Annotated in this window: 21 protein-coding genes and 1 pseudogene; 3 read left to right on the top strand and 19 right to left on the bottom strand. The window is 49.3% G+C overall.

Annotated features, from left to right (window positions below; all coding sequences use genetic code 11):
• Positions 1-139: 139 nt before the first annotated feature.
• From KJS63_RS19655 to KJS63_RS19640, 5 genes and pseudogenes are all read right to left on the bottom strand, one after another.
• The gene (locus KJS63_RS19655; protein ID WP_244862696.1) at positions 140-3,958 is read right to left on the bottom strand and encodes a glycosyl hydrolase family 18 protein; all 3,819 of its coding nucleotides are present in this window, start codon (positions 3,956-3,958) and stop codon (positions 140-142) included.
• A gap of 21 nt (positions 3,959-3,979) precedes the next feature.
• Positions 3,980-4,150: pseudogene (locus KJS63_RS26655) on the bottom strand (hypothetical protein); the annotation flags it as partial.
• A 511-nt stretch (positions 4,151-4,661) separates the two neighbouring features.
• The gene (nadE, locus tag KJS63_RS19650; RefSeq protein ID WP_213620676.1) at positions 4,662-5,471 is read right to left on the bottom strand and encodes an ammonia-dependent NAD(+) synthetase; all 810 of its coding nucleotides are present in this window, start codon (positions 5,469-5,471) and stop codon (positions 4,662-4,664) included.
• A 124-nt stretch (positions 5,472-5,595) separates the two neighbouring features.
• Positions 5,596-6,030 (bottom strand): BrxA/BrxB family bacilliredoxin, encoded by a 435-nt coding sequence (locus KJS63_RS19645; RefSeq protein ID WP_213620675.1) that lies wholly within the window; start codon positions 6,028-6,030, stop codon positions 5,596-5,598.
• A 111-nt stretch (positions 6,031-6,141) separates the two neighbouring features.
• Positions 6,142-7,848: a two-component system sensor histidine kinase NtrB gene (locus tag KJS63_RS19640; protein WP_213620674.1), complete on the bottom strand. Its 1,707-nt coding sequence runs from the start codon at positions 7,846-7,848 to the stop codon at positions 6,142-6,144.
• A gap of 196 nt (positions 7,849-8,044) precedes the next feature.
• On the opposite strand from KJS63_RS19640, the gene KJS63_RS19635 reads away from it, so the two are divergent.
• Positions 8,045-9,316 carry a BaiN/RdsA family NAD(P)/FAD-dependent oxidoreductase gene (locus KJS63_RS19635; RefSeq protein WP_213620673.1) on the top strand — a complete coding sequence of 424 codons (1,272 nt, stop codon included), beginning with the start codon at positions 8,045-8,047 and terminating at the stop codon, positions 9,314-9,316.
• 60 nt (positions 9,317-9,376) lie between these two features.
• Here KJS63_RS19635 and KJS63_RS19630 read toward each other — a convergent pair whose 3' ends face one another.
• From KJS63_RS19630 to KJS63_RS19585, 10 genes are all read right to left on the bottom strand, one after another.
• Positions 9,377-9,961, bottom strand: coding sequence for a nucleotidyltransferase family protein (locus KJS63_RS19630; protein ID WP_213620724.1), 585 nt, complete (start codon positions 9,959-9,961; stop codon positions 9,377-9,379).
• Positions 9,958-11,229 (bottom strand): ABC transporter permease, encoded by a 1,272-nt coding sequence (locus KJS63_RS19625; protein WP_213620672.1) that lies wholly within the window; start codon positions 11,227-11,229, stop codon positions 9,958-9,960. Before KJS63_RS19625 ends, KJS63_RS19630 begins: the two co-directional genes overlap by 4 nt.
• Positions 11,230-11,242: 13 nt before the next feature.
• Entirely contained in the window at positions 11,243-11,962 is a 720-nt protein-coding gene (locus tag KJS63_RS19620) for an ABC transporter ATP-binding protein (protein WP_213620723.1), read from the bottom strand.
• Between the two features lie 163 nt (positions 11,963-12,125).
• On the bottom strand, positions 12,126-12,470 hold the full coding sequence (locus KJS63_RS19615) for a hypothetical protein (RefSeq protein ID WP_068614217.1): 345 nt from the start codon (positions 12,468-12,470) through the stop codon (positions 12,126-12,128).
• Between the two features lie 21 nt (positions 12,471-12,491).
• The gene (locus KJS63_RS19610) at positions 12,492-13,280 is read right to left on the bottom strand and encodes a polysaccharide deacetylase family protein (RefSeq protein WP_213620671.1); all 789 of its coding nucleotides are present in this window, start codon (positions 13,278-13,280) and stop codon (positions 12,492-12,494) included.
• On the bottom strand, positions 13,280-13,891 hold the full coding sequence (locus KJS63_RS19605; protein ID WP_213620670.1) for a YkoP family protein: 612 nt from the start codon (positions 13,889-13,891) through the stop codon (positions 13,280-13,282). The genes KJS63_RS19610 and KJS63_RS19605 overlap by 1 nt, the downstream gene beginning before the upstream one ends.
• A gap of 67 nt (positions 13,892-13,958) precedes the next feature.
• On the bottom strand, positions 13,959-14,540 hold the full coding sequence (locus tag KJS63_RS19600) for a sensor domain-containing protein (protein WP_213620669.1): 582 nt from the start codon (positions 14,538-14,540) through the stop codon (positions 13,959-13,961).
• A 342-nt stretch (positions 14,541-14,882) separates the two neighbouring features.
• Positions 14,883-16,670 carry a helix-turn-helix transcriptional regulator gene (locus KJS63_RS19595; protein ID WP_306432918.1) on the bottom strand — a complete coding sequence of 596 codons (1,788 nt, stop codon included), beginning with the start codon at positions 16,668-16,670 and terminating at the stop codon, positions 14,883-14,885.
• A gap of 220 nt (positions 16,671-16,890) precedes the next feature.
• Positions 16,891-18,405 (bottom strand): MDR family MFS transporter, encoded by a 1,515-nt coding sequence (locus tag KJS63_RS19590; RefSeq protein ID WP_213620667.1) that lies wholly within the window; start codon positions 18,403-18,405, stop codon positions 16,891-16,893.
• A gap of 150 nt (positions 18,406-18,555) precedes the next feature.
• A complete protein-coding gene (locus KJS63_RS19585; protein WP_213620666.1) occupies positions 18,556-19,134 on the bottom strand; it encodes a GNAT family N-acetyltransferase in 579 nt (192 codons plus the stop codon).
• Positions 19,135-19,408: 274 nt separating this feature from the next.
• Here KJS63_RS19585 and KJS63_RS19580 point away from each other — a divergent pair, with 274 nt between their 5' ends.
• Positions 19,409-20,386, top strand: a complete 978-nt coding sequence (locus tag KJS63_RS19580; protein WP_213620665.1) for an alpha/beta hydrolase — start codon at positions 19,409-19,411, stop codon at positions 20,384-20,386.
• Positions 20,387-20,485: 99 nt separating this feature from the next.
• Here the strand turns inward: KJS63_RS19580 and KJS63_RS19575 are convergent, their stop codons facing one another.
• The 3 genes from KJS63_RS19575 to KJS63_RS19565 all read right to left on the bottom strand — a co-directional run bounded on the left by KJS63_RS19575 (position 20,486) and on the right by KJS63_RS19565 (position 23,074).
• The gene (locus KJS63_RS19575; RefSeq protein WP_213620664.1) at positions 20,486-20,707 is read right to left on the bottom strand and encodes an aspartyl-phosphate phosphatase Spo0E family protein; all 222 of its coding nucleotides are present in this window, start codon (positions 20,705-20,707) and stop codon (positions 20,486-20,488) included.
• Between the two features lie 479 nt (positions 20,708-21,186).
• Positions 21,187-22,581 (bottom strand): DNA-binding protein, encoded by a 1,395-nt coding sequence (locus KJS63_RS19570; protein WP_213620663.1) that lies wholly within the window; start codon positions 22,579-22,581, stop codon positions 21,187-21,189.
• A 199-nt stretch (positions 22,582-22,780) separates the two neighbouring features.
• On the bottom strand, positions 22,781-23,074 hold the full coding sequence (locus tag KJS63_RS19565) for a hypothetical protein (protein ID WP_068614184.1): 294 nt from the start codon (positions 23,072-23,074) through the stop codon (positions 22,781-22,783).
• Positions 23,075-23,257: 183 nt separating this feature from the next.
• Here KJS63_RS19565 and KJS63_RS19560 point away from each other — a divergent pair, with 183 nt between their 5' ends.
• Positions 23,258-23,749: a GAF domain-containing protein gene (locus tag KJS63_RS19560; protein ID WP_213620662.1), complete on the top strand. Its 492-nt coding sequence runs from the start codon at positions 23,258-23,260 to the stop codon at positions 23,747-23,749.
• 324 nt (positions 23,750-24,073) lie between these two features.
• Here KJS63_RS19560 and KJS63_RS19555 read toward each other — a convergent pair whose 3' ends face one another.
• Positions 24,074-26,281 (bottom strand): endonuclease MutS2, encoded by a 2,208-nt coding sequence (locus KJS63_RS19555; protein WP_213620661.1) that lies wholly within the window; start codon positions 26,279-26,281, stop codon positions 24,074-24,076.
• Between the last annotated feature and the right edge of the window lie 149 nt (positions 26,282-26,430).

The raw sequence follows: 26,430 nt of genomic DNA, 5'->3' as shown, positions 1-26,430 counted from the left end.
TTCTTCGGATTAACACTCAAGAAATTAAAATGGTTGCTCCTATTAAAGCTCATCTTAAGCAGTTTTCCATACCAGGCTAAAGGGCGTCTGAAGCTCCCTGCGCGTGGTATGGCGTTGCATAGCGGCGGCTGTCAACTACTTAATTTGCGTTGGTATCTGGTTCAGGTGCTTTGCCTTGGAGAGCATCATAAAGTGCTCCTAACAAGGCCCCCGTCTTATCCTGGCTGTACTCCCAGAACAACACGCCGCCAAGCTTCTTATCCAGTACATATTTTCCTTTTTCCGTTAAGGACTGTGGATCGTCATAAGACAGAAATTCCTTAGTGGTTGGATTGTACAGGTAAGGCGCCTTGGCTGCTTCATCCCAATGACGGATAAATCCATGCTCTTCGTTGTATTTCGTAAGAATATCGTTGTACGTTGGCGTTTCCTCGCTGCCCTTAGCTTTCTGATCAAGAATATTCTCTCCGTCTGCTTCCACCTCTGTCCATTTGTGAGCGTAGAAAGCAGCACCGATCGCAATTTTACTTGCTGGCACGTTATGATCAAAGAACATCTGCACCGTTGAATCCACGCTTCTACCTGCATAAAGGTTTGTGTGATGAGCAGTTTTCTGCACCCATCCACCTGCCAAGTCATATGTCATGATGTTCAGGCTGTCCAGGAGCGGGATGATCTTATCCAGCTCAACCCACTTCGGATAGTCCGATGCGGCAGCCGCACAAATGGTCAGCTCATAATATTTGTTGTTCTCAAGGCCCAACTTGTTCAGCCTCTCACGAACCGTTTGAAGAAGAAGTGTGAAATTCTCCTTATCCTCTGGGGTTGCCTTAATCAGATCCCCCGCCGTTTGTGTTGGATACTCCCAATCGAGATCTACTCCGTCCAGATTGTATTTCTTGATATGTTCGATCACACTGTTGACAAAAGTCTCCCGGGCAGCTGGTGTCGCTGCCGCATCCGAGAACCCATCTGCACCCCATCCTCCAACAGAATTCAGAATCTTCAAATTAGGGTTCTTGGACTTCAGACTGCTCAAATAAGCATAGTTCTGATCATCATGATAGTTTCCTTGGAATGGAACGAGTTTGTGATCCTTATCAATATGGTTAAACGCATAATTCAGATGAGTCATTTTGGCTACATCTACCGTATTCGCATCAGACCAGTCCACCCAGCCGGGCACATATCCAATGATCCGCAGAGCGGGTTCAACCTTGAATTTAACCGTTGTGCTTGAAGTCTTTAAGCTCTTGCCATGAATGGCAGTCACAACCAGAGTATAGTCACCTGCTTCATTAATGCCTGTGCCTTTAACATACGCTTTACCGTTCAATGTAGCCGAGCTGTAGGTTCCCTTGGCATCGGTCCAGTTCGGCAGTACACCAGAGGTGTATGTTGTTCCTTCTGTCACGTTAACCACTTTTGGAGCATCAGGTACTGTGTTATCCACTTCGTACGGTTTACCCTGGAGTCCGTTATTCAAAGCTTCCAGCAGGGCCCCCGTCTTATCCTGGCTGTACTCCCAGAACAATACGCCGCCAAGCTTCTTATCCAGTACATATTTTCCTTTTTCCGTTACGGATTGGGGATCGTCATAAGACAGAAATTCCTTAGTGGTTGGATTGTACAGATAAGGCGCCTTGGCTGCATCGTCCCAGTGACGGATAAATCCATGCTCTTCGTTATATTTCGTAAGAATATCGTTGTACGTTGGCGTTTCCTCGCTGCCCTTGGCTTTCTGATCAAGAATATTCTCTCCGTCTGCTTCCACCTCTGTCCATTTGTGAGCGTAGAAAGCAGCACCGATCGCAATTTTACTTGCTGGCACGTTATGATCAAAGAACATCTGCACCGTTGAATCCACGCTTCTACCTGCATAAAGGTTTGTGTGGTGAGCAGTTTTCTGCACCCATCCACCTGCCAAGTCATATGTCATGATGTTCAGACTGTCCAGGAGCGGAATGATCTTATCCAGCTCGACCCACTTCGGATAGTCCGATGCGGCAGCCGCACAAATGGTCAGCTCATAATATTTGTTGTTCTCAAGGCCCAACTTGTTCAGCCTCTCACGAACCGTTTGAAGAAGAAGTGTGAAGTTCTCCTTATCCTCTGGGGTTGCCTTAATCAGATCCCCCGCCGTTTGTGTTGGATACTCCCAATCGAGATCTACTCCGTCCAGATTGTATTTCTTGATATGCTCGATCACGCTGTTGACAAAAGTCTCCCGGGCTGCTGGTGTCGCTGCCGCATCCGAGAACCCATCTGCCCCCCATCCTCCAACAGAATTCAGAATCTTCAAATTGGGGTTCTTGGACTTCAGACTGCTTAAATAGGCATAGTTCTGATCATCATGGTAGTTTCCTTGGAATGGAATGAGCTTGTGATCTTTATCAATATGGTTAAATGCGTAGTTCAGGTGTGTCATTTTGGCTACATCTACCGTATTCGCATCAGACCAGTCTACCCAGCCGGGTACATATCCAATGATCCGCAGAGCTGGATCAATCTTGAATTTAACCGTTGTGCTGGCGCTTTTGCCATTCTTGCTGGCCGTTACGACTAACGCATACTCGCCAGCATCCGTGATCCCTGTACCTTTCACATACGTCTTACCATTCAGAGTCGCTGTACTGGTTGTGCCTGCCGCATCGGTCCAGTTCGGCAGAACACCGGAAGTGTATGTCTTTCCTTCCACTACATTTAATACCACAGGTGCTGCTGGTCCTGATGGATCGGTACCTCCACCGTTGTTAGAACCACCACCGGCTGAACCGCCGTTATTGCCCGTGGAACCACCAGTCCCTCCATTATTCGAACCGCTTGTGCCGGAACTAATAGAGCCGCTTTGAGGTCCGTCTGCTTTACCTGGCGCTGTTTCAAATGAAGACCCTTTACCACCCTCATTTACAGTAGCATGTTGAACTTGGCCAAAACCTAAAACTTTCACGGCTGCATTCAGAATTAATTTAGCAATGATTGCATCTTTGCCAAGATGAATGGTATTGCCGCTTCCGTTAACTGTCATGCTTTCCACTAAACCTTTAAGAAACTCCACCTTAATATTCGAGGCCTCCATGGCCAGTGTGCTAAATGCTCCTGTTAAAGTAACAACAGAACCCGTTGGCAATTCTTTTGCAAAAATCACTTTTATAAAACCAGCGCCGGTTCCTGCTTCTTCGAGCTTAGCGGATGATACTACATATGTCTCTTGGATAGATGACGTACCTTCAGCTACTATTCTTACTACTCCGCCTAATTTGTTTACAATTAATTTAGTTAGAACGGTATTCACTAGATGAATGGAGTTCTCCCCACCGCCATTAACCGTTGCAGTCCCGTCTACTTTGACATTTTTGAGGGTAACATCCCCATTCTCAATGCCCTTCCCAAGTAACAGGTTCCCGCGGATTACCGTGTTCTGAAGAGTAGTTCCTGCCGCATTAATGGTCACATTGCCAAGAACCGTTACCGTTCCTGCCGCTGGGCCGTAGGTGCCTGCTTTATCATAAGTCACGGTCTGGGCATTCAACATCCGACTTAACAGTACGACCCCTTCAGCACGGGTCAAATTAGCATTGGGGCGATACGTTCCATCTTCATATCCCTCAATAACCCCTCTACCCGCCAAGGAGCTGACCGCATCTTTGCTCCAGCTTGCGATAGCAGCGGCATCTTTGAAGCTGTTTAAGTTACCCGTAGAAGCCGCCGCGTCAAGCTTAAGTGCTCTAGCCAGCATGACAGCTGTTTCCTGTCTGCTTACCTTTTGGTCAGGACGAATCGTCCCATCGCTGTAGCCGTTGACATAACCAGCCTGAACAGCCTTAGCAATTTCCGAATGGTACCACTTATCGCCCTTTATATCGGTGAAGCTAATGGCTTTCTCTTCTGTAAAATTAAAATATCTGTTAATAAGCGCAATAAGCTCTGCGCGAGTAAGCGAATTATCGGGCTTCAATGAACCATCAGCGTATCCTTTAAGAAGGCCATGACTTTGCCATTCAGCAAGTTGAGTCTCGGCCCAGTGTCCTTTAATATCTGATGATTGAGCCGATGCTTTTCCTGTTAATGCAAACGATGAGAAAATGAGTGCAGAACATAGTGAATAAACGATTAACTGCCATGCCCTAGTTTTTTGAAGCGCTTTCATAATACACCCCAATCTATCATTTTTGTACAATGCCATATAATAAACACTGCTGCTTGTTCACCTCCACTATAGAATCTAGCGGCATTGTGTATATAAATTCATTCCTTTGATAGGAAATGAATTTAAACCATACTTAGCGGCACTTCATAAAGGAAATTGTTAAATAAACCGATCAGGGATTTAGAAGATACTCGAGGAAACTCTCTAATGTGGTTATGTCTCTTGAGGGTGTAAGTGGACGGATTGCATTTCATACCGTTCCATCCATTTAGTAGTAATTATATGCGAATTACAGTGACCTTCTAGGGATGTTTTCTTACAAAGGAGGGATATAATTATCTAAACAAGCCACAATCGACCAATTAATGGGTGATTTAGAATTATTTTAGTCTATATTTTTATACGGATATAACAATCTTGTTATATGCTTAGAAGTTAACTGCATAAAAAAAACAACCCGGCATATCATGCACCGGATTGTTTATGTTATAAATCAAAGTCTTTCATATCATCAAATACCCGGAATCGGGCTGCGCTTGTGCTCCGTTCTGCGGTAGAACTTTTCCAGACGCTCACGGGCCTCGTCGCTGATCTGTTTGCCTTCCAGATAGTCGCTGTTGTCCTCATAGCTGACGCCAAGCTCTTTTTCATCAGTCTGACCTTCCCAAAGTCCGGCAGTCGGAGCTTTGTCCAGGATGCTCTTCGGCACGCCAAGCTTAGCTGCAAGCTGTCTGATCTGCCGCTTGTTCAGCGAGCTGAGCGGGGTAATATCCACCGCGCCATCCCCCCATTTGGTATAGAAGCCAGTCAGGGCTTCCGAGGCATGGTCGGTACCAACGACAAGCAGATTCAGTTCAAAGGCGATTGCATACTGAACCACCATACGGGTACGGGCCTTCACATTCCCTTTCCCCTGATAGCTTATATGCCGGGACAATCCAATATTCTTCAATCCATGCTCCACTTCAAGTGCGATTTCATCTACGGCTTCTTCAATATTGGTCTCCATCGTTTTGGTTATCCCAAATGCCTCGGAAACGGCGTAGCTGTGAGCGATATCTTCCTGTGTGCCATAAGGCTGGTACACTCCCAGAGTGATATACTCCTTGCCTTCTTCCTTGGTCAGTTCATCCGTTGCCTGTTTGCAGAGCCCAGCGGCTACTGCACTATCAATACCCCCGCTGATAGCAATCAGCAGGCCGGACGTGCCCGAATTCTTTACATACTTCTTTAGAAAATCCACACGCTTGCGAATTTCCTGATCCACATCAATGCTTGGTTGTACCCCGAGACGTTCAATAATTTCCTGTTGTAAACTCATAATTCCTCACCTCTCTGCTATCATTAACGATCCATTCCCTCACTATGTAAACCAATCGGCTTCCAAGTAAACCAAACGCCCCGCAAAATCGGTTATCCGATCTGCAGGGCGTACATATGAATTATTACCGGCAGAAACGATCAAACGCGCTGGTCAAATCAGCCGCAATTTCCTCCGCAGAACGATCTTCGATTTGGTGGCGTTCAATGAAATGAACGAGCTCTCCGTCTTTGAGAAGTGCGATGGACGGCGAAGATGGCGGATAAGGTGCGAAATACTCACGCGCTTTCGTAGTTGCTTCTTTATCCTGACCTGCGAACACCGTAAACAGGTGATCCGGCGTAAGGTCGTTCTCAAGCGCCTTGGCTACTCCAGGACGGCATTGTCCCGCAGCACATCCGCAAACCGAGTTAATAACTACCAGTGACGTCCCTTTCAAGGCAGGAAAGCTTGCTTCCACTTCTTCTGGCGTACGAAGCTCTTGAATTCCCAGGCGAGTCAGTTCATCCCTCATAGGCTGAACCATATCTCTCATATATTGGTCAAAAGACATGGACACGTTCTTTCACTCCTTAGCTCACTAATCTTAAAATAAGTGTTTGTTGATAAAGATAATTTTATTATACATCCCGGACCAAGGAAAGCAAATTTACGTTAATACAGCACACTTTCAGGCGTCCCCCGCGTTATGGCCCAAGGGCTTCATAAATTTAACCGAAAATGTGGTTCCCCTGCCCTCATCGGACTCCACTGAGATCTTACCGTTGTGACGCTCAATAATGCTTAGACAGAGGGCCAGACCGAGACCTGTACCCTGGGCTTTTGTTGTAAAAAAAGGCTGAAACAGCTTCTCCTGCTTCGCCGGCGGAATCCCTGGCCCCGTATCCGTAACGCGAAGCTCTACTCCTCCAGGAATATTCCGGGTCTCCAGGGTCAGCTGCCCCTTGTCCTCCATCGCCTCCATCGCATTGCGGGACAGATTGAGAATCACCTGCTTAATCTCTTTGTTGTTAAGCGGAAGTGTTGGAAGATACGGAGCCAGCTTAAGTTCTATGCTCTGCCCGCGGAGATTCGCGTCCGCCCACAATAAAGGACTTAATTCATGAATGATATCGTGGAGCTGGCACTCTTCTTTATTCACACTCCGGCTCTGAGCCAACGAGAGAAAATCGTTAATAATCCCGTTCGCCCGGTCCAGCTCGTCCATCACAATGCGGTAATAATGATCGAGTGAAGGCGGACTCTTCTCCTTCATCAGCTGCAGGAATCCCCTGACGACAGCCATCGGATTGCGGATTTCGTGAGTAATGCCTGCCGCCATCTGACCAACCAGACTCAGACGCTCCACATTGCCAAGCTCCGTCCGGAGCGTCTCAAGCTCCGTGATATCCTGAATGATGATGACAGCACCGAACGTTTCATCCGTGTGCCCCCGCTTAATAGGAGAAGTGCTGGTGTAGAACATCCGCTCTCCCACCTGCACAAGCTCACTCGTAGTTTCACGGTTGCGGAGCGTCCTTTCAGCCCTGGCGCCAAAAATTTCGATATCAAGGCCCTTAAGCGTCTCATTCAGCATCCTGCCGACCAATTCTTCCTTAACCGCCTCGGGATGCTCTGTCCGGTAGAAGTTCAGAAATGTATCGTTGACCGATACAATACGCCCCTGCTGATCCAATAAAAGAATGGAGACCGGGGCTGCATCCATCATCTGTTGAAGCTTCTCCGCCTCGCGGAAATACCGCCGGGACAGCTGAGTAACCTGCATCTGCAAACGTTCCTTGTCGAGGGAGCTCTCTATAACAACCAGCAGCAGCCCTCCAATAACGACAGCTACAGCTATATTGACGATGCCAAACAAGATAACCGTAAGGTCCATCTTGTGGGATAAAGGCCATGTCAGAAAGGACAGGGAAGTTGATAAATATTGTCCGACCAGGAGGAAGAAGGATAACGTAATCAGCTTGGCCTGCCTTCCTCCACGTTTGAATCTCCCGGATGACAGGAGAACCATTGGATATAAAACAAGACCGGTATCAAGAAGAAAGCCGATCCCTTTGAAAGGAGTAATTAGAATATAGATGATCAACTGGACTGCGGCCAATATAAGTCCGTCCCGCAGTCTGCCGTACAGCATGCCAATAAATAAGGAAGGCAAAAAGTAATTTAGAGGTATAATACCGAATAAGTACGTTGAGAAGGTTGAGCATATCAGAATACTAATCAGACAAGAGCACAGAAGAATATTGTAATAGGAGTTCCTCTCGGGTCCGGCATTCTGCACAGGGTACGGTCTGCATCTTTCAAAAATCAGCGGGAAGAGAAAAGCCGGCGAACACGCAATGAGCACTTGAAGCAGAATTTCCTTTACAGCAACCACGTTCTCCCCCCTTAGCAGTGCAGACTCTGCTATTGATTAAATCATAGGCGACAATATTTTACAATAACATGTTAGGCAGGAGAAGTTTGTGTATTATAGGGATTTCCTATTTGGTGATTCCCCACGTTTTGTTATTCGCCTCCGGCCTGTTTAGGGTATACTTAGATTCAGGAAAAATTGCGGAAAGGAAGACAACATGAAGCGTTATGAAGTGATTGTTATAGGAGGAGGACCCTCTGGACTGATGGCCTCGATTGCGGCGGCTATGCAGGGCGCCTCTGTTCTACTTTTGGATAAAGGGGACAAGCTGGGCCGTAAGCTGGGCATTTCCGGGGGCGGGCGATGCAACGTGACCAATGCCAAGGAGATTGACGAGCTGATCCGGTTCATTCCCGGCAATGGCCGGTTTCTGTACAGCGCCTTCGCAAATTTCAACAACCGGGATATCATCCGTTTTTTTGAAGATCTCGGGATTGCCCTTAAGGAAGAGGACAATGGGCGCATGTTCCCGGTCTCCGATAAAGCCAAGACCGTGGTCGATGCCCTGATCGGACGAGCCTCCTCCCTAGGTGTCGAGATGCGCACCCGTGAACCGGTCAGAGAAATTCTGTACGGATCCGAGGGTGTGAAGGGCGTTCAGCTGATCTCAGGCCAAACCCTAAACGCTTCAAGCGTTATCGTGGCCACCGGCGGCAGATCGGTTCCGCATACCGGATCTACAGGAGACGGTTATCCCTGGGCCGAGGCGGCGGGACATACGATAACCGAACTTTATCCAACAGAAGTGCCTATCGTATCCAAGGAACCCTTCATTGCCAGCCGGGAGCTGCAGGGCCTCTCCCTCAGAGATGTCGAGTTATCTGTCATGAATCCCAAAGGCAAGGCGGTGATCTCCCACCGCGGGGACATGATCTTCACCCACTTCGGACTGTCCGGGCCGATCGCGCTTCGCTGCAGCCAGTTCATCCGCCAGGTGAAGAAGAAGTTTGGCGTGCCGGAAGCGCTGCTGCAAATCGATCTCTTCCCCGATTATTCTGCCGGGGCACTGGAGCAGGAGCTTCGCCGCCTAGCGGCTGCTGAGCCCAAGAAGGCCCTTAAGAATGTGTTCAAGGGCAAAATTCCCGAGCGGCTGCTCCCGCTTCTCTTCGGCCGCGCCGGACTGAACGGGGACACCACCTTTGAACACCTGCCGAAGGAGCCCTGGGCCGCCTTCATTACAGTGCTTAAAGCGTTCCCGGTCAAAGCCAGCGGCACACGGCCTTTTGAAGAAGCTTTCGTAACCGGAGGCGGCGTTCACCTCAAGGAAATCGAGCCGCGCACGATGGAGTCCAAGCTGATGCCCGGCCTTTATTTCTGCGGCGAAGTCCTTGATATCCACGGCTACACAGGCGGTTACAACATCACCGCCGCGTTCACAACTGGGTATACGGCGGGATATCATGCGGGAAGCAGTGCACACGCTAATTGAAACCGAGAATTCAAACAAGCCAGCGATTCACACGCCGGCTTGTTTTCTTTTCACATGAAATTAGGAAGTCCGCTGAATAGGATAGACCGTTAGCTTGCTCCAAATGCCCTGCCAATGCTTCTTGCTGATACGCTCCTCGTAAACTCTGGCTCTGTCTTTCTCTTCTGTAAAATAAGGTGTTGGTTTTAAGATCAGATTTATGGCATCCTCAATTCCCCAAGGAGCGGCTAAAACCACGTTATTATGCTCATCTAATGTTAGCCCTAATGCCGTGGCCGTTTCTGGGAATTTAGAGATCGCATCCACGGACGACGAATAAGGCGGGATACCATTTACTAAGTGCATTCTCGCTTCATTCTTAACAGACCAAGGAATATCCAGATGAATGCATTTAAGCCTCATTTCCAACAGTTTCTCAACTTCTTCATTGAGATTCGATTTATCGTAGTAGATGACATCCACATCAGGCAGTGGGGTTCTTCTATCCACAAACCCATGAAGTGTATCCCATATTTTAGAGCGGACAAAACCCGCACAGATCCACCAGTCAGGCAGATTCAGCGATTTGGCATGTCTGAGTATCTCCATCATCCACGGGTCATCTTCTACAAGTTGAATAAGGTCCTGCTGGCTCTCTATCTTCAGAAGGATCTTCTCCTTCCCGTACCGAGCACCATCCACAGCTCAGCAGCCACCCACCAGCCGAAACCAAAACCAAGTACAAGGAACAGCGGTGCAGCCCACCAGACATGAAGCAGCGCAACTCCTAAAGCGGCACTGATAACCAGCATGCAGGGCAGAATCAGCCATCTTAGCGAGGGCGCCATGGCCTGATATATCATTCCGTCCTCAACAGGCAGCATCTTCATCAGCCGGGAAGAGAAGAACTGCCTGCAGTACCCGTTCATCCAATAAGCCAACAGAACAATAAGGGCAAAATAGACGAACACGTTTACTGGAAAAGGTGGCAGAACACAGGCCACTATGCTGAATAACACAAACTGAGCATACATCCTCAGATAAACTCCACTTCGGTAAAATGATTTAACAACCGCCTCAGCAACCCGGACGGAGGCTTTCCGCGAGCGGAACAACCGGTTTGAGGCTCTGAAGATAAACGGCTTTGCCTTTTGGGTACGAGGCTTGTCTACAGATGTTGAGAGAACGAACGCTGTCAACCGGGTCATTTGCCGCATATCCTCTCGGACATCAGCAAGAAACGTGCCGGACATTCGGAATCTCACGATGATCAGCCCTGCTAAGAGTCCTGTGAATATGGCAGCTCCGAGATATGTCCACACCGGACTAGCCTGCAGGAATATACTGGCCGTCATGTATCCCGCAGCGAGCAGCCCGGCTGCCGCGTATTTGACAATATTCCTGGTCCAGCCTGACAAGACAACCTGAACCATCTGCTGCACCAGCATCTGGGCAGCTTTGAAAGCTGCTGTCAGCATGTACAAAAGAGCGATCTCCGTTAATTTCAGATGAAAAATTCCGAGCAGCGCAGGGGTCACCACTAACACAGCCACCGCAGTTACGAGTGCTTGAATGAGCAGACTAGCTGTGCAGCCAAGACGCAGGATGCCCATCTGCCATCGCTTATTTTGCCTGAGAAACAGCATATCCGCAGCTTCCTGATATAAGATTAGTCCTCCCGACACATTTACGAACATCATTAAAATCAAAGGGATAAGCAGAAATGGAAGGTGGACCAGCCATGCCGGAGGGCTCGACAGCAGCTCATAGTAAAGCTTCGCCAGCAGCAGAATACCTGGAATCAGGATATACAGCGCTACAGTAAGATCAACAACTGAACGGATCACTCCGATCTGCTTCCGGATGTGGTCTATCCACCTGCGCTTAAATATCCCCCAGACAGTACTTCTACAGCTTACTTGTGTATAGGACACGTCACTCCCTCCTCTATGTCAATTTGTCAAAGCAATCGAACAGCGTTCCCTCCGGCAGGCCGCTCGTGTTCCGGATATCCTGCAGGCTGCCGCTGGCTGCGACCTGCCCCTGCGAGAGCAGGATGAAGTCATCGCAGATCCGCTCTGCAGTATCCAGCACGTGTGTGGACATCAGCACTCCGGCTCCCCTCAGACGCTCTTGCTCCAGCAGTCCAAGGAAATCCTTGGTTGCTCTGGGGTCCAGACCAATGAATGGCTCATCGACAATATATACGTCCGGCCGGGTCAGAAACCCAATCATCAGCATCATCTTCTGCTGCATGCCTTTGGAGAAACTGGCCGGGAGATGATGCCGGACCTCCTGCATTCTGAACTTGTCCAGCAGGGAATTCGCCTTCTGCTCAAAAACCGTCTCTTCGATCCCATAAACAGCAGCGGCCAGCCCCAGATGCTCCCATAACGTCAATGTTTCATAGAATACGGGCTGTTCAGGAACATACGCATATTTCCCGGTGGAACCGCCGAATTCAATCTTCGCCTTGGAGTGTGGAAGAAGCCCGAGTATCGTCTTCAACGTTGTGCTTTTCCCGGCCCCATTCGGACCAATGAGCCCCGTCAGCCTTCCAGGCCGTACCAAAATATCCATATCCCGAACCTTGGGGTTGCCATCCTCATAACCAGCCTCCTCAATATGCGCCTGAAGCACATAGTCCTGCTCCTCTTTGTTGTCCATCATTGTGCACCACCTATGTATAACTAATTGTGAATCTGTCAATCTCCTTGAATATCTATATCATATAGGAATATACGTGTACTCTTCTATAAAAGATCCAATTTCCCCGCAGACCCAAAAGAAAGGCAGGCTCCTCTATCGAGGCAGCCTGCCCTTCTTCTGGTTATGATGGGTTCGTAATATGGTGCAGTGCCTGAGCACATTCATGCAGGTGGCGGGAATAATCCTCCACCATGTTCTGAATCACGTCTCTGCCGACATCCACGTGATCCCCGTCTCTCTCAACGTCCACAAGACTGACCTTGATCTCACGCGGATCCATATAAGAGCACTGGAAGTCAAAGGAATAAAATTGATGCCCCGCTGCATCGATATGTATCCGCAGACTTTGGGGTTCCTTCGCATCCGCCTGTACCTGTGCGCTGTCCCCCGGGTTCAGGAACTCGGGCAGCTGCTGCTGCCAGGCATTGACCAGGATATTCTGATCCACCTTCAGCGGTTCATTCATCTAATACACCTCCCCTTACTGTTAAGGTGTGGAGGCGTACCCTTTTTTATACTCCCTCTTGGTTAACCTCCCCGCCGCAGGTGTTATCTCCCCACAGTCCAGCTCCTTCTTGCCAAGCAGTTCATCTGTCCGGATACTTTTAAGCCCTGTAAATGAAAGCTCCACCAATACCTGTTTGAGCCCCTTAAGCATTTCACCCGGCGCTTCGATATCCGCACCCAGCGTATCCCCGCTATCATGCAGCACAATAATTGATCCTTCCCTTATTCTGCCCATCAGCCTGCTTTTCAGCTGATCCGCGCTTGTACAGGCTCTCCAGTCCCCTACCATAACCGACCACAATACGATCCGGTAAGAGTTCTTCAGGATAAAAAGATCGCCCAGGTTAAGAAGGCCCCAAGGTGGTCTGTAGAAGGTTGGCCGCTCCCCTGTGATCTGCTCGATAATATCTGCTGTCCGGTCAGCCTGCTTGTGCCGGCTTGTCCAAGGGGACATCAGCCAATTGGTCTTATGGACATAATTATGAATTGCAAGTTGATGTCCTTCCCTGTGCATTCGAGCAATTAATTCCGGATACTTCTCCGCCTTGCTGCCAAGGACAAAGAAGGTTGCCTTGGCATTATGCTCACGCAGCAGGTCCAAGAGCTCTGGTGTATAAGCGGGATGAGGCCCGTCATCAAACGTAAATGCTACCCCTCTATTGGACGGACCTTCGGCAATTACCCCCAGCTTGAATATCCGGGTCAGAATAAAAGGGAGCAGCATATAGAAACCCGATGCAGCTAATAGGAGAATAATAATGTCCGGCATCAGGATACCGCCTCTTGGCCAGTGATACATGCAGCTTGATCAGCAGCACGCTCCTTCAGAGAGGCCTGACTGATGATTAGCATGACTGGGGATAATTTCTCCGAGCCTGCCTGAATCCGCCGGTTTCCTTCAGGGTGCATGGTTCTTAGAAGAAGCCGGAGATACAGTTTGAAAAAGCTGCGCTGGAAACGTGCTTTTATAGGATGCTGTTCAAAGCCCATTCCATGAATAATCCCCCGGTGCAGAAGAGTAATCCCGGTTAAAGCTTTAATCTTCTGCAGCTCCGGCTGCCCGATCATATCCAGAGTAATCTGTTCTACAGCCTTCCTGAACATACGGGCAATCCTCAGCCCGGCGCGGTCGGAGCCAAGGGTACGTACCATCTGCAGCACCTGGCGGTTATCCAGGTGAAGCTCTCCAATCCACTCCCCTTTGTCAATGCGCTGGCCATCGTAACATTCTATTGGCTTGCCCTGGTGCTTCCGGATAACCAGCTTGCATATGCCATACCTTCTGACAGATTCGCTGCGGTACTTGGTCAGCACATCAAAGAAATCTTCCCATACCATCCACAGGGTTTGAAACGAATTTTTGATATAAGTTGCCGTCATTTTTATACCTGCCTTCTTGTTCAATTTTAATTTAAATCTCTTAAATCTCTTAATCCCTAATCCATGGTCATTTGCCCGCCAAGATGGCAGAAAGCCGCCGGATATGAGCTCCCACGAGCTTGACCATCCTGCCGCCCAGGCTTGGGCCAACCCATACCAGACCTATTCCGGCAAGGATCGTATAGATGCTCGGTCCCAGCGTACCAACTTTGAATCCAAACAGCTCACCCAGCACAGGTAACACCACCATCAAACAAGGGGTGATGTAGAGCAGAACCCCGACAAACAAGCTAATCACACCTAGCACAAACATAAACATTAATCCCAGGATGACCCTCCAGCTGCGCGCATCCGTGACATCGTCCCTGACCTTCTCCCATAATCCCCCTTGAGCAGGGAGGTTTTCCGGCACAGGGTCGATGGTCAGGTCAAGATAGACCTTAGCCAAAACTCTCTCATGCCTTACAAACATAAACCGGGACTGCATCACATAATACAGAATAGGCAGACCTACCAAAGTGAAGGAGAATCCAATCCCAGCCGTAATTCCCATCAGATAGAAACAGAAATAGAATACGCCCTTCACAAAGATGAGCATCAAATAAGTGAAGTTTCGGACATGCCTGTGAACTGACATATTAATAACCATCACTCCTCCTGAAGTCCATATAAGCTGAACTATAGAATTTTGGCGAAGTAAGCACATAAAATGTTCATGGTTGCCTTGGTTAAATTCTATGGCCTAGTTCATCTTGTGTAATAGCCTGGAACTTATCAGCTTTGAACCCATGTTAGCTCTGCCGGTGTCAAACTGAACAGTGCCGTTATGTCATATGACAACTTTCTTTTACGGAATCCGGGCTTTTGCGCACGCAAAAAGACGGTGTCAGGGACAATTCCCTGCACCGTCTTATAGATCATCTGTATAAGTCCCTTGAGACTAAATTACCTGCATCGTCATTTATGCAGTTCAGTTCATCCTGCACAGTCTCTAGCCATCTAACTTGAACGCCTTCTGCACCGCTTCTTCCCGGTTGCGTACCCCAAGCTTGGCATAGATGGTGGACGCATAATTCCGCACAGTTCCATCGGACAAATAAAGCTTGGCAGCAATCGACTTGTAGCGTAGGCCTTTAGCCAAACACTCCAGAATCTCCATCTCCCGGTCTGTCAGCCCGTATTCGCCACCCTGCCCATCCTTACCAGGCTGTTCTGGGATATCTGGCTGTGACCGGTACCGGTCAATCAACTCATTGGTAATATCGGGGGCAATAATCTTACTCCCACGGTATACAAGACGGATCGTTTCAAACAGTTCCAGCGGCTGTACAGACTTCATCATATAACCATCTGCTCCCCCGCGCAGAGCCTCTATAGCTTTCCCGGCTTCATCAAAGGTCGTTAGAATCAACACCTTCATATGTGGCCAAGCCGTCTTAATCCTCCGGGTAGCCTCAGCTCCATCCATTCCTGGCATATTCAGGTCCATTAGAACCAAATCAGGCATTACCTGCCCGCAAAGCTCAAGCGCGGATTGACCGTCCTCAGCAGCTCCTTCGATGACAAAGTCCTTTTCTCTTCCCAAGATCATCTTTAGACTGTCCTGAATATATGTCTGATCGTCGACAATTACGATCCGGATCAACTCCTCCATGGAGCCTGAATCCCTTGGCAGATTACACGTAACTGTAGTTCCCTCACCCTGATTGGAATAGATATAAAGCTGGCCCCGAAGGTTGGTTACTCTCTCCCGCATAGCCTGAAGTCCGAAGCCTTCCTGCAGATCGTCGGCTCCAAGTCCATTATCCTTCACTTCCAGCCGGATCTGCCTGTCTTCCACATGAAGGCTCACCTCAATGCGGCTTGCCTGCCCATGCCGCACCGCATTCGTCAAGGATTCCTGAAGACAGCGGTATAATGTCATTCCCATCTGCTTGGGCAGTGTGATATCTTCGCCATAACTTCTAAACCGGACCTCCGCTTTCGAGAAGCGTTGAAAATCACCGGCCAGCTTCTCCAGTGATTGCACTAGCGTCAGGTTGTCTCCCGAGCTTCCAGCCCGGTGCAAATATTGCCGGACTTCATCAAGACTTTTCCGGGTAAGCCCCAGCAGGGAATCCATCCTTCTCCTGCCTTCCTCAGACTGCACATCCGGCCGCAAGGCTTCAAGCCCCATCAGTATGGACGTGAAGGCATGTCCCATCGTGTCGTGCAAATCCTTGGACATACGGTTCCTCTCTTCAAGTTGAGTCACATGCTCCATCTGGGAAGTGTACTGCTCCAGAACAGCATATTGATCCCGGATAATCCCGCTCTGCCGGTGATTCACGACAAGCAGCTGAAAGGCAAAGCCCAGTGTATACGCCAGTCCAAAAGTTATCGAAAGGGGCAGAACACCGTCTTCATGGGCAATTTCATTCAATAAAAACGGAAACACAACAATAACCACCGGGCCGCTCCAGCGGTATGACTTGTGTGCGCTGTTGGTGGCAATCATGAACGCGGGGGCCAGAAAGATCGAGTAGGACGCCGGAAAGAGGTGCGCCAGAAACAAACACAAACTTCCGGTGATCACGATTTCTGCGATTAAATAATAAATATAGTGCAGCTGCAGACAGAACCAGGGAGCCGAAAAAGCCAGTATTCCCCACAACAAAGTTACCCATAAGGGAATCGGAGCAGCCCCCCCATATTGCGAGCAGGCTGTAATTAATATCGATCCAAAGAAAATGATCCGCAGCAAAAAGACCATCCAATCAAACCAAAACCACTTTTTCACAAGGTTGTACACATCCATCTCCTCCAATACACCGACAGCTCTCCATGTAGTATAGCTTAGCATTCCAGCAGCTTACCAGTTACAAAACGTCATATGACTCGCCATGACATTTACACAGTCAAACCGATAAAGATTGGTGCAACGATCGGCATTCATATCTGGTTCCCGATAAAAAAACAGCCTCCGGTGTCATCCAGAGGCTGCACAGATGGTACAATTTTTAGTTAGCTGAGCGGGCAGGTTTTGCCTCAGACTCTTCGGAGCCCGGCGGCTTGTTATGAAGCCCTAGCACACTGATCGTCCCGATGATGGCGATCACCGCCATAATGATAAAGAGCAGATGAAGACCACCTTCCAGGAAGTGTCTCAGTGTATTCCACAGCTCTTTCGGCAGGTCAGCCACCTTTTCCGGAGACAACAGCTTATTGATATCGTTCTGAGAGACCATGGTCCCCTGCTTCCGGCTGGCTTCTGCCGCATCGGCAATGTGCTGGTTGATCAGCACACCGAACACCGCCACCCCGATCGTCTGCCCTAGCGATTTCACGAAGGAATTCAGAGCCGTAGAGGCCCCTCTCAGGCTGAAGCCTACGGAGGATTGAGCAATAATGGTGAACACTGTAAAGGAGAAGCCGAATCCAAGCCCATACAGCGCATTCCACAGCATCAGCACATACTCAGGAGTCTCATCCGTAACAAACGCCATTCCCCCGGCTCCAACCACGATGAACAGCAGACCGATGATGGAGGTAATACGTGAGCCATGGCTGACGATCCAGCGTCCGCCGATCACCGATCCAACAAGCCAGGATACCGACATCGGTGCCAGCAGCAGACCGGAGCGCGTTGCATTCTCCCCGAGCACGCCTTGAACCCATAGCGGGAAGTATGAGGTAAGACCGATCAACAGCGCACTCGCCAGCAGACTGGCAATGTTGGAGTAAGCTATGTCCCTGTACCTGAACAGTTTAAGCGGAACAAGCGGCTCTTCGGCCCGCTTCTCCACTACAAAGAACAGCACGAGCGACACTACCGCAACCGCAAAAATCACGATAAGCAAAGGGGAGTCCCATGCCAGCTGTTGTCCCCCGGCCGCAAGCCCAAACAGCAGTGCGGCCACCCCGATGGTGAAGGTGATCGCGCCCGCTATATCGATTTTGACTTTCTTCTTCTCAATATTCTCATCCAAATATTTAATAATAAAGACCACGGACAGAAGTCCAAAAGGGATGTTGAAACCGAACACCCATCTCCAATTGAACGCATCCACCACATAGCCCCCGAGCAGCGGACCCACAAGGGAGGAAATTCCCCATACCGAGCTGATATAGCCCTGAACCTTGGCTCTTTCTTCAATAGAGTAGATGTCCCCGATAATTGTAAAAGTCACCGGAATGAGCCCTCCGGCTCCAATTCCCTGAATCGCTCTAAATATAATCAGCTGCTCCATGCTTGTGGCGAAGCCGCAAAGCAGCGAGCCACCCAGGAACAGGACCGATCCTACCACAAATACCATTTTGCGGCCGTACAAATCACTCATTTTCCCGAAAATAGGAGTCGTTACGGACATCGTGAGCAGATAAGCTGTAAACACCCAACTCAGCAGCTGCGCACCGCCCAGCTCCCCAACAATTCTTGGACCCGCAGGTCCGATAACCGTTCCCTCAATTGCCGCCAGAAATGTCGAGAGCAGCAGACCGGCCAGAATATAACTGCGTTTTAATGAAGATGGCACTGGCTAGTTCTTCCTTTCTGTGTGAAACCTATAAAATTTAATTATAAGCAACGATCGCAAGTACGTCTATGCCCCAATTACAAAAAAACCATCCAGTAGAATATCACGTGATGGTTATCGTCGGTAAATTCTAAAGTTCATTTTATCTAGCTAATTGCTCCCCCATTCTCTATACTCCCTCTTAAGCAAAGCATGCAGCTGCAGGTCAATATAACCTTCTCCCTGCTCATTTCTCTGATATTCCCGCAGCAGCCCCTCCGGTTTGAAGCCCAGCTTGTCCAGTACCCGCTGGGAGGCCTTATTCTCCTCCAGTACGAGCGCCTCAATCCGGTTCAGTCCCATAACGGAATAACCAAATTTCAGGTTGGCTGACAGTGCCTCAGGCATATAACCCTGTCCCCAATAAGGCTTGCCGAGGTCATAACCGATTTCCCCCCGGTCTGCCCCGGACAGCTGCCATATGTTGAAACCGCAGCTCCCAATTAATCCGCCCGTTTCCTTCAGTTCAATTCCCCATCTTAGGGTATCCTCGCTTTCAGACAATCCGTTGAGCAGATCAATCATCTCCCTGGTCTCCTGAATGCTCTCCAGCCGGGCCATATTCAAGAACCTCACCACATCGGAATTTCCCCAAATCTGGAAAAGAGCTGAGGCATCGCGATCTTCCAGCTTCCGCAGCCTCAGCCGGCTTGTCTCTAAATCAGGGATTTCCCCTCTACATCTGTACACGGCTTGACTACCTCCCTCACCCGAACGTTCTCACCATTTATTATCCATAAGGTAACCATATTCCGGTGCAAGAAGTCAAAGCCTTTTCATGAAACAAACAACAATATTCAAGCTGCGATTTGCTTGGAACAATTTAGGTGATACTATAGACACTATACGGAGATACTATGGTGGAATCCAGGTGAAAGTCAGAGTATCACGGACAAGAGTCACAGCAAATTAGGACTTCGGGCATCAACTAATTCAATAAAGAACAATAGTTTGGAGGACCATCATGGTATACACAATATTAATTATTGTGCTGCTGATTATTCTGCTCGCCGTCAGCGGCATAACCCGGTTCGGCTTCCGCCAGATTACCCAGATGAAGCTTCAGACTTCAGATGGCTTATTTGGCTTCATGGAACAGATGGGGGTGTACTCAAGAGAGAAATTTCATGCCTTGGTGAAAAGAGAGGCGCGGGTGACCTCCCGCGACGGCCTGCTTCTTCATGGCTACGTGCTTGAGCCGCATCCGGACTCCAAGCGCTGGATGATCATTGTTCACGGCTATACGGCCTCACTTGAGGTTGCGGCGCAATTCATCGGAATGTTCGAGGACAAAGGCTTTAATATTCTGCTGATTGATCAGCGCCGTCACGGCCGGAGCGAAGGGAGCTATACCACCTACGGGTATCAGGAGAAGTATGATATTGAGACTTGGGTTAAATGGGTCACCGATCATTACGGGGAAGATATCACCATTGGGCTGCATGGCCAATCCCTAGGTGGGGGTACCGTATTGGAATACTTAAGCATCGCCCACCCCAACGTCAAATTCGTTATCGCCGATTGCCCTTATTCTGATCTAACCGAGCTTATCCGCCACCAAATGACGGTTCTGAACAAAGTTCCGGCATTCCCGTTCATGCCGCTCATTGATCAGCAGCTGGAGCGCAAGGCTGGATTCCGGCTGGCCCAGGTGAGCCCGATTAAGGCGGTAAGATCAAGCTCTCTACCAGTTTTATTTATTCATGGCTCTGAAGATACCTATGTTCCTACTCATATGAGTGAAGATATGTATGCGGTCAAGCCAGGTCCCAAGGACCTGCTTATTGTAAGAGGAGCTGTACATGCCAACGCTTACGGGGTTGATCCCAAAGGCTATACCGAGAAGGTGCAGCACTTCATCGATGAGGTTCTAAGAGCCGCTCCCGCCCCGGAGGCGTATCCTACCGAAAGGGAGACTTCCGCGCTAACACATTCCCGCTGACACCATTCCTAAATGAGGAAAAACGACTTAGAGCCGCACTGGCTGCTTGATATCCAAGCTCAGGGCGGCTTTTATATGAATTCTATTCTCCATTCGTGGTCACTCAACAGCATATCCACGGATCATTTGGTGCTGGGCCATAACGATATACTTGTCCAATCTTTGGCTAAGTTCCAGCACATTCGCGCTGGTAAAGTCCCGATCTCCAGCCATGGACGCCAACTCATATCTCAGATTCTCGATCATCGCGAGAAGTTCCTCGTTTACCCTGCCGCTTCCTTTGTTATGCTGCTCATGCGGTTGATAAGCTTTGGATGCCATAATTCTCACCTTCTCTCTTATCATTACAAAACTATCATACCCCATGATGCCAAAAAAACATATTTTACAAAATTCAAAAAAATTAGCATTCTTTGTCGGTATATTTTAACTTCAAGTAAATGTCAGACTATCACATAATTGTATCTAAACATATACAAAAATAAAAGAGCACTCTCTCGAGTGCTCTTTAGACATGTAAGGTCTATCCGCCAACACCATGGTTGTGCAAAGCCTGAATGCCACCTTGGGAAACTTGTTCAGTAGCAGCAACGCCACTAAATACCCCAACGGCCAAGATCAATGACAGAATAATCTTCTTCATCCTGACTCACCTCCCCCGGTTAACACCTTATTAAGTTAGCAAATGATGACTAGCTCTCAAAGATGGAAGATCAGGGTTTACTAAAATGGATAATATTCCCTGATAGGATCATCATACAAGTAGACTCTACTTTTGTAAAGCAAATTTCATAGGGTCCTTATACAATCCTGAAATGGCGGGTGCTAAAGGGATTGTTCTTGTCCTTGTTTCTTAATTCCTCCATCATATATTGATACTCGCTTTTATGCTGCTCGGAAGCGTACGCCCTATACGCTTCAAACAGGGTGATACACTGAATAACGTCCCTGTCATTGTTCAGAATAAGGGCCAGTCTTAGTGCGAATAAGGTGCTAGATATGCCTTCGGCGTATTGATTCTTCCTGAACTGGTATACCGCGAGCTCGTAACGGAGTGAGAAATGCCTGTCCACTTCAATCGGATCTTGTTCATTGAAATCATAGATGACCTGAAAGATCTGCTCGATAATATCATCTGCATAGAAGCCATATTTGTTAGCTGACTCAATAATGGTCAGCATGCCTGGAAGAATCTCGCCCGGGTGTTCGAGCAGGAAGCTGCAGTACTCAGGCAGAATGGAAATATTGCCTGTCAGCATTTCGAGTGTATAGGCATTGGCCTGTGCCCATAACCTGAACTTCTTCACTTCCATCCAGCCAATTTCATTCAGATCCTCGAACCAGCTTAAATCGGCGTAACCGGTGACGTATTTTTTTGCCTTGTCATACAGTTCCTGCTTCTGAAGTGCAATCGTCTTCAAGAGATAGCCTTGTCCGTAGTAGACAACCAAATGTCGCTCGGTGCCAAGCACCTGCGGCTCCCTCTCACGGACCTTCCTTTGTAACTGTTCGCGATATACAGCTTGTGCCAGAGCTCTGAGTTCATCGGCATACTTCTCAACCTCCTTCCACTTATGGAGGGTAAAGCAAACGTTCGCAAGCTTCAGAATCGCATCGAGCTGATAGTTCTCCGGAAGTCTCCTGCGAAAGGGCTCGAACCGGATAACCGCTCTCCAGTTCTGTTCCGCATCAGGTCCCTGATGAGCCATGAACAATCTGTATTGACTGATGGCAAGACGCTCGGAGTGACTGTCCTTCTCCATCTCCGCAACAGCTTCATAGAATAAGGCAGATTCTTTAATCTTGCCTTGATGGTACAGCTTCTCACCTATTTCGAATAACAGAGCAAGGGGCTTAGCGGTCTCAAGCAGCTTGGATATCGCGGCATCGATACAGTCCCGTTTACCAAGCTCTGCACATCGGAGCAGGTAAGGCTCAAGCCGCCGTCGTGATACCTTGCCACCCGCAAAGCATTCATCCAAATATAAATGATAGAACCACCCTTCCGGGTATCCCAGCGTTTCTGTGATGATATCCAACTGTCTTATAGCTATAGGCTTAGGGGGAGACCCGTGCAGAATCGCACTTAGACTCCCCCTGTTCATTCCGGAAAGATGTCCAAATGAGGTGAGTGTATAACCGGAGCTGAGCAGATGATCCTTGATCTCTGAACGAATTGCATTCATAGACTCCATTCCACACCTCCTGTGATTTGTATTGATAATAATAGCAAAATTACATATATTTGACAATTGGTTAATTAAAAACAAAAAAAAGCCATCCCTACTAGTTATTCACCGGATAAATTAGGAAATCCTTCCGGTTTAGAATAAACGGGATGTCTTTTTCAGATCGAAAAAATTTTCTGATGCCCTTCGGCTCCTCGGCTCAAACTTATCTTGATTGCTCCGCCTCAGGCTGGAGAACTTCACTGCAGAGCTCCTTCAGCACGCCCTTGATCTCCTTCAGTTCCTCAAGTCCGGCACCGGTAATGGAGTATTGATCATCATGCGGGGTCAGAAAGTTCTCCTCCGTCAGACGCTCCAACTCCTGCTTCACCTCTCGCTCGGCGACCTTATAACCGTGTTTCTCCAGGATCAGCAGCGTATCCCCCATATTAATATCCTCCAGACTGGCATTATGGAGCATATGGATACGGATAAATAAATTTTGCACATCTGCGCGCATATGTACCTCTCCTTCCGGTGTGAGATAATTCAGATTGTACTTACCCCCAATTGAGGAATTGGAAACACGCCACTGCGGCTTAAGCCTTACCGGGCCTGCACTCTGAGGCTGCAGACAGCCTTGACAATCAAGCTCAAAAAAGCTCTAATTATATGATCAGATGTGCACAAAGGAGGGGTTCCTGTGTTTCAAACAAGTGAATACAGCGGCACACGCCGCGAACAATACGAAGCTGTGCTTACCCAACTTAAAGGGCTCATTCAAGGAGAGCCAAGCTATATCGCCAATCTGGCCAATGCCTCGGCTCTACTGGGCCAATTTCTGAAAGATGTGAACTGGGTAGGTTTCTATCTCTATGACGGGACCGAGCTCGTGCTCGGGCCGTTCCAAGGCCTTCCGGCCTGCATCCGCATCCCGCTGGGCAAAGGCGTATGCGGAACCGCCGCCGGGGAGCGAAGAACGCTCGTTGTTGAGGACGTCCATGCATTTCCGGGCCATATCGCTTGCGATGCCGCTTCCAATAGTGAAATTGTGGTGCCCATTATCAAAAATAGTCAGCTTATCGGCGTACTTGATATTGACAGCCCGCTTAAAGGCCGATTTGATGATACGGACCGCGAATACCTGGAGCAATTCGTCCAAGTGTTGGCCGGGGAGCTGCAAATCGCACTCTAAGCCTGACTGAAGCTAAAGCAATTGAAGCTATATCACCTTTCATCTAACAGCAACCAGTCCTTGCTTTTGCGGCGGTGCTGCTGACATCCCTATTCATCAGGGGCCGTCCCCAAAAAGGACGGCCCCTGATTTTGTTCAGGAATTCAGTTTGTGTTCGAAAAGCTCCGAGAACGAACGCAACAATGGTCGGCATCGCTGCTCAGGCAGCCGACCGCTGACCGTATATTTATCTCCAATCGAGCCGTGCCTCCCGGGGGCCAACGGACAGCACTGCGCTAATCTTTTGAATCCTTGCAGCAGCCTACAGACTCAATCCCTTCTAAGCTAGCTGTAATCATCCGGACGATGGGTAATCGTTAATCCCTCGACATGGCGCTTGCTCATGATTTTCTTCTTCTTCCGGTTCTCCTTCGACTCGAACACTATATCGAAGTCGTACTCCTCCGGGTACAGCTCCTCCTTGGCAATGTAAGGCTTCAGGCGTTTATGGTTGATCCTCAGCTTTTGCTTCTGCACCATTACCCCTAGCATCCCGCGTCCGTCCTGGGCTTCGCAGATAATACCAACGCGGCCCAAGGAGGTCACCATGACCGCATCTCCGATTTCAAAAGGTTTCCTTGCATTCAAAACAGGCGGCTTCTGCGTTTCGGAGGCAGGTTCTTCCTGGGGGGCGAATTGGGAACGACCCTGATCGTCCTCTGCGCTCTCCCCTGCATGGGCTGTGCCCACACCGTTCTCTGACACATGGGCACCGGTTCCTGCGGAACCAGCCATGGCCTCATCGTCCACAGCCTGCTCATCCGGGGAATGCTCTTGTATCTCCCCTATGCAATCCGCCTCTTCCCCTGTCCGTCCTTCCAGCCGCTTCTCCAACTCCTCCTGCTGGCCCAATTTCGCTCCCACGTCATCCTGCCCCTCCGATTCCGCGCAATCAGCATTCTGAAAGCTGGCAGGCTCTATCGACGGCACGTTTTGCGCAAAGGTCTCCGGGCTCTCTTGGCGCATCGGCTGGCTTAGGAGCAGCTCTCTGGAGCGCTTCAGAACCTGGGAAGCAATGCCCAGCTTCTCGGCAATCTCAATTGCGTAGCTCTGACCGGCCAGGCCGATGGTCAGCCTATATAGAGGCTGGAGCGTCAACGGATCAAATTCCATCCGCGCGTTCTCGAATCCCGGAGTGCCCGCGGCAAAGGTCTTGAGTTCGTTAAAGTGCGTAGTCACGAGCACCGAAGCGCCTTTGCGGCTGAGCTCCTCCAGGATCGCAGTCGAAAGTGCGATGCCTTCCCCCGGATCAGTCCCGGCGGCAAGCTCATCTATCAGCAGCAGTGTTCCCGGGTCAGCAGCCTCCAGCATCCGGACCAGGCTGCTGATCTGAGCCGAGAAGGTACTGAGAGACTGTTCAATGCTCTGGCCGTCTCCAATTACGGCCATAATCCGGTTATAGATGCCGAACCGGCTTCCGGGCTCTACGGGAATGAGCAGACCTGACTGCACCATCAGCGTCAGCAGCCCCAAAGTCTTGAGCACAACCGTCTTACCTCCGGTATTGGGTCCGGTAATAATAAGGGTTCTGAAGCTTCGTCCAATTTCGATGTCCAACGGAATCATGCTCTCCAGCAGCTTAGGGTGCTTAGCGCCGCGAATCCGGGTATGCCGCTCTTCACTCAGTTCTACCGAAATGCCGCCAATCGACACAGCAAACCTGGCTTTGGCAAAAATAAAATCATACGTGCCTGTGATCTCAATATTCATGCCGATCTCCGCGGATTCCCTCTCGACCATTTCAGACAGAAGGCTCAGCACCTTCGCTTCTTCACGGGCCTCATCTCCCTGAAGCGCCTCCAGCTCGGATTGAAGGCCCGAAATTTCGTAGGGCTCCACAAACACGGTCTGCCCACTGGTTGAATAATCAAGAACACTGCCCTTCACTTGACGGTAGTACTCCTTCTTGAGCGGGATTACATAACGCCCGTTTCTTACGCTGATCAGGTTCTCTTGAAGAATCGCCTGATGCCTGGACATGATGCCCTGGATCTTTTTCTGGATACGCTCTTTCACAACTCCGATGCGCCTGCGGGCCTTCTCCAGTTCCCGGCTGGCCTCATCGGTTACCCTCCCGTGCCGGATACAGCGAAGTATCTCACTCTGCACGGCGGGAAGCTCTCTGAGCGAGGCGGCATAGGAACTGATCGTTGGAGCCAGATCCCCCTTGCCCGCCATATACTTGCGAAGCTGTGTACAGCTGTGCAGAAAGGTGTACACAGCCGTCAGGTCGTCTTCTCTGAACAGGTATCCCGTTCCCATCAGGGACATGACCAACTCAATCCCTTCCAGCGAAGGCAGCGGAATGCTCGCCCCCTTCTCAAGGATGTTCTTGGCCTCCTGAGTCTCCTGCATCGCCCTGTAAATCTGGGGAAGCTGGCTCATCGGCTGCAGCCCGCTGACCTTCTCCCTCCCCGCATAGGATACCGCATAGCCCATAATGTCCTGCTTGATATGATCATACTCGAGTGTGGTCAATGTGTACTCTTCCATGAGTGTACCTCCTAATGTTTTATAAAATAAAAAAAGAGGGCAAAGAATGCACGTGTGTCATTCTTTGCCCTCGGTAAATACCTGTTTATTCCCCTGTGTGTAAAGCCAAAAAAACCGTGCTGAAAGACAGCACGGTTCACATACATGGG

This window comes from Paenibacillus sp. J22TS3 (assembly GCF_018403205.1).
Classification (GTDB): Bacteria; Bacillota; Bacilli; order Paenibacillales; family Paenibacillaceae; genus Fontibacillus; species Fontibacillus tuaregi.
The sequence above is the reverse complement of the archived record's forward strand: the minus strand, read 5'-3'. Positions and strand labels throughout refer to the sequence as shown.

What these genes read in the sequence shown, in the direction of transcription:
- nadE (WP_213620676.1), bottom strand. Translation starts at nt 5,471, where the DNA reads ATGAGTTTACAACAGGAAATTATTGAACGTCTCGGGGTACAACCAAGC.
- KJS63_RS19635 (WP_213620673.1), top strand. Translation starts at nt 8,045, where the DNA reads ATGAAGCGTTATGAAGTGATTGTTATAGGAGGAGGACCCTCTGGACTG.
- KJS63_RS19620 (WP_213620723.1), bottom strand. Translation starts at nt 11,962, where the DNA reads ATGGACAACAAAGAGGAGCAGGACTATGTGCTTCAGGCGCATATTGAG.
- KJS63_RS19615 (WP_068614217.1), bottom strand. Translation starts at nt 12,470, where the DNA reads ATGAATGAACCGCTGAAGGTGGATCAGAATATCCTGGTCAATGCCTGG.
- KJS63_RS19610 (WP_213620671.1), bottom strand. Translation starts at nt 13,280, where the DNA reads ATGCCGGACATTATTATTCTCCTATTAGCTGCATCGGGTTTCTATATG.
- KJS63_RS19605 (WP_213620670.1), bottom strand. Translation starts at nt 13,891, where the DNA reads ATGACGGCAACTTATATCAAAAATTCGTTTCAAACCCTGTGGATGGTA.
- KJS63_RS19600 (WP_213620669.1), bottom strand. Translation starts at nt 14,540, where the DNA reads ATGGTTATTAATATGTCAGTTCACAGGCATGTCCGAAACTTCACTTAT.
- KJS63_RS19580 (WP_213620665.1), top strand. Translation starts at nt 19,409, where the DNA reads ATGGTATACACAATATTAATTATTGTGCTGCTGATTATTCTGCTCGCC.
- KJS63_RS19575 (WP_213620664.1), bottom strand. Translation starts at nt 20,707, where the DNA reads ATGGCATCCAAAGCTTATCAACCGCATGAGCAGCATAACAAAGGAAGC.
- KJS63_RS19570 (WP_213620663.1), bottom strand. Translation starts at nt 22,581, where the DNA reads ATGGAGTCTATGAATGCAATTCGTTCAGAGATCAAGGATCATCTGCTC.
- KJS63_RS19565 (WP_068614184.1), bottom strand. Translation starts at nt 23,074, where the DNA reads ATGCGCGCAGATGTGCAAAATTTATTTATCCGTATCCATATGCTCCAT.
- KJS63_RS19555 (WP_213620661.1), bottom strand. Translation starts at nt 26,281, where the DNA reads ATGGAAGAGTACACATTGACCACACTCGAGTATGATCATATCAAGCAG.